Source organism: uncultured Clostridium sp., from assembly GCF_947036855.1.
Lineage (GTDB): Bacteria > Bacillota > Clostridia > Clostridiales > Clostridiaceae > Sarcina.
Genome location: NZ_CAMQRY010000132.1, coordinates 1 through 5,875, shown reverse-complemented (window position 1 = coordinate 5,875; position 5,875 = coordinate 1). Strand labels below are relative to the sequence as shown.

5 protein-coding genes are annotated in these 5,875 nt (G+C 28.6%); 3 read left to right on the top strand and 2 right to left on the bottom strand.

All coding sequences use genetic code 11. The features are described from left to right. Together Q0V15_RS11065 and Q0V15_RS11060 are read right to left on the bottom strand one after the other, a co-directional pair. Positions 1–581 (bottom strand): cell wall hydrolase (locus Q0V15_RS11065; RefSeq protein ID WP_297438970.1); only part of this gene is annotated, 581 nt, incomplete at its 3' end. A gap of 84 nt (positions 582–665) precedes the next feature. Continuing rightward, positions 666–1,619: a hypothetical protein gene (locus tag Q0V15_RS11060; RefSeq protein WP_297438968.1), complete on the bottom strand. Its 954-nt coding sequence runs from the start codon at positions 1,617–1,619 to the stop codon at positions 666–668. A 229-nt stretch (positions 1,620–1,848) separates the two neighbouring features. Between Q0V15_RS11060 and cdaA the strand changes: the two genes are divergently transcribed. The 3 genes from cdaA to Q0V15_RS11045 form a co-directional block, all read left to right on the top strand. After that, positions 1,849–2,703: a diadenylate cyclase CdaA gene (gene cdaA / locus Q0V15_RS11055; protein ID WP_297438966.1), complete on the top strand. Its 855-nt coding sequence runs from the start codon at positions 1,849–1,851 to the stop codon at positions 2,701–2,703. Next, complete coding sequence (locus Q0V15_RS11050) at positions 2,673–4,208, top strand: YbbR-like domain-containing protein (protein WP_297438964.1); 1,536 nt, start codon at positions 2,673–2,675, stop codon at positions 4,206–4,208. The genes cdaA and Q0V15_RS11050 overlap by 31 nt, the downstream gene beginning before the upstream one ends. A gap of 111 nt (positions 4,209–4,319) precedes the next feature. Further along, positions 4,320–5,875, top strand: a 1,556-nt coding sequence (locus Q0V15_RS11045) for an NAD(P)/FAD-dependent oxidoreductase (RefSeq protein ID WP_297438962.1), incomplete at its 3' end; no start/stop codon positions are given.

Genomic DNA, 5,875 nt, shown 5'->3' with positions numbered 1-5,875 from the left:
ATACTTTGGACATTTCTTTTTTGAATTCCATGCATCCAGTTACAAGTTGCTATATCAGGATTATAAAAATATAATGCCTTATTAGTAGGGTCATTTCCCTTTATAGCCTCCATAACTGCATTGTAGCTATCACTATTTGGGGTAGCATTTACAACACCATTTCTAACACAAGAAAATGCATTTTTTTGTGTTATTACTCCAGAAATTGTATTTGGAAAATTGGGGTCAATAACTCTATTTAAAATTACTGAAGCAACAGCAACCTTACCTGTATAAGGTTCGCCTTTACTTTCAGCATGAACAACTTTAGCCATAAAATCTATATCTGAATCAGATATATTAAGTGATTTTCCACCTTGGCTAAAAACTTGAAGTGCTGGTTCATATTCAACATACAAGTCAGTAGAAAGTCTATTAGTGTGAACTTGTAGTGGAACTAAATCACTAGTTTGATTTAAATTATTTATATCGTTTGATTTGATTTCAAATTTAATTTCTTGTGCATTAGCTGTTGTACTAACTAAAATAGTAAATAATAAGCTACAGGTTATTAAAAAACTGAAAAAAATATTTTTTTTCATAAAAACCTCCTTTTGTAACTTCCGTACTTTGAATATTTTAACCAAAAGGAAAGTTTTCATACATTAAAAACAAAATTATAATAATTACTTAGTTTCAGTCATTAGTTTTAAATAGTTTAAAAGCTCTTTATTTGTCTTATCATAAGCCTTTTTAGAACTCTCTAAATAATCTTTATTTGGTTTTTCAGAAATTTCAGATAAAACATAATCACGCATATTATTTATATAAATAATATATTCATTAAAAGTCTTTTGAAGTGCTTTGAATATATCTGAATATCCACTAGGAATAGCTAAAGAGTTAAGTTCTATATTTAAATCATTAAAAATTTCGATATTTGAATTTATTGAATTTAAAACAGATGTTAAATCACGCCCATCAGATTTTACAATCTTAATTATAGAAAATAAATCTTCATTAAGTGGTGTGAATTTTGTATATATTAAGTCTATATTAGCTTTAAAATCAATAGATTGAGAAGTTTCTATTTTTTTATTTCTATTTATTTTGATAAGTTCATTGATGTAAGTATAGGCATTGTTTAAATTACTTTCTTTATCTTCATCAACTGATAATGGTATTTTAAGTTTTCGAGCCTCTAAAATAAGTTTATTTAACTCATTCTTAGATACTGAAATTTTATTATTGTTATCAAGAATAGTATCAGCATCAACATTTTCTAAAAAATGAGAAATGTTTTTATATAATTCTATATTTTTATCTATACTAACAAGTAATATATTTTTATGATTTGTAAATTCATTTGAAAAACTTTCATTAGTTACAGACGTTTTTATTTTTGAAAGTTTTGAAATATTAAGATTACATACATCAATAAAATAATTAGAAGATAAATTATCATCTGATATATGTTCATTATTCACCATATTAATTTGTGTAGAATAATCTATAATATCATCAAATGGATTTCCTTTAGTTAATATATTGAAAATTACACATACTAAAATAATTAGTATGAAAGCAAAAGATATGGTAAATGGTTTTGATATAAAATTTTTAATATTTTCTTTATTCATTTTTACCTCCTATGTAAACAATTTATATAATTTTTAACACTTTATTTGCTTGAAAAAATATTAGAATAGTAATTAGATAAAAAATTAGTATAAAAATATACTTTAGTAAAAATATATGTAAAGAGATTCAATTACATTACAAAAAATTATGTAAATATGGAAATAAGGTTATATTTTATAGTGATTTTTAGTGTATAATTATAAACAAGACTGTGAAGAGGTGAAAGAAATGCAGGATTTACAATTTATAATATCAAGTATCAAAAATGGCATGTCCGTTTGGGCTGTAATAGATATATTAGTAGTAGCATTTATTTTTTATAAGGGTTATAAACTAATTCAAGAAACAAGAGCAGAACAACTTTTAAAAGGGATTTTACTTATATTTTTATTAATTCCTATAAGTCATTTTTTAAGATTAAATATGCTTAATTTTATTCTTACAAAAACACTTACAATAGGACTTTTATCTATGGTTATAATTTTCCAACCAGAGATAAGAAAGGCTTTAGAACATATAGGAAGTAGTACATTTAATGACTTACATATTGTTGATAATGATGAAGAACTTGAAAGACTTGTTGATGAAATTGTTGAGTCTGTAAATAATATGTCTGCTGAAAAACTTGGAGCATTAATTGCAATTGAGCAAAAAATAGGTCTTGATGAGTATATAAAAACAGGCACTCACATAGATGCGGCTGTAAGTGATGCTTTGATAGAAAATATATTTGTTAAAAATACACCTCTACATGATGGAGCTATGATTATTAGCTATGATAGAATTGTAGCTGCAGGATGTGTTTTACCGCTAAGTAGTAATTTTAATATTAGTAAACTTCTTGGAACAAGACATAGAGCTGCCATTGGACTTTCAGAAGTATCAGATGCACTTCTTATAATTGTTTCAGAGGAAACAGGAAATGTTTCACTTGCTGTTAAAGGCAGACTTACTAAAAATTATGATGGAGCTAAATTAAAATTAATTCTTCTTAAAATATTAAGAGGAAGAAGAGACAAAGATGATAAGTCAATAAAAGGAAGGGTAGGAGAATGGCTAAGAAAATTAAAAATAAAAATCTAATGATAAAAATTATATGCCTACTGCTTTCTTTTGGATTATGGCTTTATATAAATAATATTGAGAATCCGGTACGAGAGAAAGTTATAACAGACATACCAGTTGAACTTATAAATCCACAAATATTACAAGAACAAGGGCTTGCACTTGCACCAAATCAGGATGTAACAGTAAGTCTAAGTATTTCAGGGCCAGCAGCAGAGGTTTATAAAATTAATAAATCACAATTCAGAGTTGCAGCAGACCTTATATCTTATGGGTTAAAGCCAGGAGAAAATAATATACCAGTAAGTATAATGAATTCTCCAAGTGGTATAAATATTAAAAATAATTATCCAAGGGTTGAATTGAACCTTGAGAATTTACAAAAGAAAAATATGTCATTAACACCTGAAGTTCAAGTGAAAGAGGCTAAAGGGAGTTATCTTAAAAATATAAAACTTAGTCCTCTTTCAGCAAGTGTTGAGGGTGCAGAAGGACTTGTTAAAGAGGTTTCAAAGCTTGTAGTTAGAGGACAGGTAGATAATGCTAATCAATCAACAGTATTAAATCTACCTATAATTCCAGTTAACTCAGCAGGGGTTGAAATAAAAGGACTTACAGTAACACCAGGGCAAGCAGATGTAGCAATTAATTTAGAAAAAGGTAAACTTGTTTCAATCAAAGTTAATACAACAGGAGTATTGCCACAAAACTTAACACTTAAGAGTATAACACCTAGTATTAATTCAGTTGATATAGTAGGAGAAGGGTCAAAAGATATAAACTCATTAACTACAACTCCAATTGATTTATCTAAGATAACAGGGAATGCAACAATTCCTGTAAATATAACAATACCAAAAGGGATTGTGAATATATCAGGTGAAAATTCTATAAATGTTAATATAGTTGTTGAAAATAATTCAGCCACTAAAAAGATATCAGTTCCTTTAGATATAACAGGACAAAATAAAGATTATGATTATAAAATTGGGCAAAATAATGCAGATATTAGTATAACAGGTCTTGCAACAAATTTAGAAAAATTAGATTTAAGTAAGCTTGTAGGAAATATTGATGTATCAACACTCACAAGTACTGGAATTGTGCCTATTAAAATAATAGGGCAAGATTTACAAGGTATGGTAGTTACAGTTATTCCAGAGAATATTAGTGTGGAAGTTTCTAAAAAAGAGATTGTGATACCGCCAGTAGTAGACCCAACAACACCACCAAATCCAGATGATAAGCCAGTTGTTGACCCAAGTGAACCAACTAACGATTCAAATAAACCTGTTGATAATCCAAGTAAACCAATTACTAATGTAGATAAACCAAGTAATAGTCCAATTGTTAGTAATGATAAAAAAAATAGTAGTCCAATTATTAGTTCTGATGAAAAGAGTAATAGTGAAACTACAGTAGATAATAAAAAAGGTAGTGAAACTGATAAGGTATTGCCATCAAAACTTATAGTGAGTGAGAATAGTAAGCCTTTAGAAAATAGTGAAAATAAAAAATCATAGATTTAAATATTCTTAGAGAAGAAATTTTCTAAGGATATTTTTTTGCTTAAATAAAAAAAATGTTATAATATTAAGCATGGTTATATAATAAAAACTTAGGAGGAAATTATAATGACTATTAGAATTATTAACTTAACTCTTGGAATAGATGATTCAACAGATTTACTGAAGAAGAAAATAGCTAAGAAGTTAAGAATGAAACCTGAAATGATTAACAGATATAAAATTATAAAACAGTCTGTTGATGCAAGAAAAAAGAATGATTTAAAGTTTACATATGCTATAAATATAGATTTACAAAATGAAAGTGCTTTAGTTGCAAAACTTAAGGATAAAGATATTCTTATTGAAAAAGAAGGATATAATGCAGATGTTGTAGAAGGAACAGAAAAATTAAATCATAGACCAATAATTGTAGGTATGGGACCAGCAGGTCTATTTGCAGCACTTCTTTTAGCAAGAAAAGGCTATAAGCCACTTGTTTTTGAAAGAGGAGAAGATGTTGATGGCAGAGGGAAAACTGTTGATAAGTTCTGGGAAACTGGAGTTTTAAATAAAGAGTCTAATGTTCAATTTGGTGAAGGTGGAGCTGGAACATTTTCAGATGGAAAGCTTACAACAAGAATCAAAGATAATAGATGTGATTTTATTTTAGATGCACTTATAGAACATGGTTCACCAGCAGACATAAAATATAAAGGTAAACCACATGTTGGAACTGATATATTAAAAGGTGTTGTTAAAAATATAAGAGAAGAAATAAAATCTCGTGGTGGAGATGTTCATTTTAGCTCAAAAGTTGAAGGTATAACTAAAGGAAATGGTAGAGTGAAAAGTGTAATAGTTAATGGTGAAGAGATTTTAGCAGATGAAGTTATATTTGCTATAGGACATAGCTCAAGAGATACTTATCAGATGCTTTTTGAAAATGATGTATTTATGAAAGCTAAACCATTTGCTATTGGTGTTAGAATTGAACATCCTCAAAAAGGAATAAATGAAATTCAATATGGACCATTTGCAAAGCATCCAAAACTTGGAGCAGCAGAATATCAGTTAGTTTCACAGAATAAAGAAATGGGTAGAGCAATATATTCATTCTGTATGTGTCCAGGTGGAGTTGTAGTAAATGCAGCTTCAGAAGAGGGTAGAATATGTGTTAATGGTATGAGTTATCATGCTAGAGATAAAGATAATGCCAATTCAGCTTTAGTTGTAACAGTAGGACCTAATGATTATGGTAGTGAGCATCCACTAGCTGGAATGGAGTTCCAAAGAAAATATGAGGAACTTGCATTTAAAGTTGGAGGTTCAGACTATAAATTACCAGTTCAACTTTTAGGTGATTTTATGGAAGATAAAATTTCAACAGAGCTTAGAAGTGTAGTGCCATCAGTATCACCAAATTATGTTTTTAGAGATTTAAGAGAATGTTTACCAACATATGTTGTTGAAGCTATAAAGTCAGCAGTTCCTGACTTTGAAAGGAAAATTGAAGGATTTGGACATCCAGACAGTGTACTTACAGGAGTTGAAACAAGAACTTCAGCACCAGTAACTATGCAAAGAGATGAAAGACTTCAAAGCATATCACTTGAAGGACTATACCCAGCAGGTGAAGGAGCAGGATTTGCAGGTGGAATTATATCAGCAGCAGTTGATGGAAT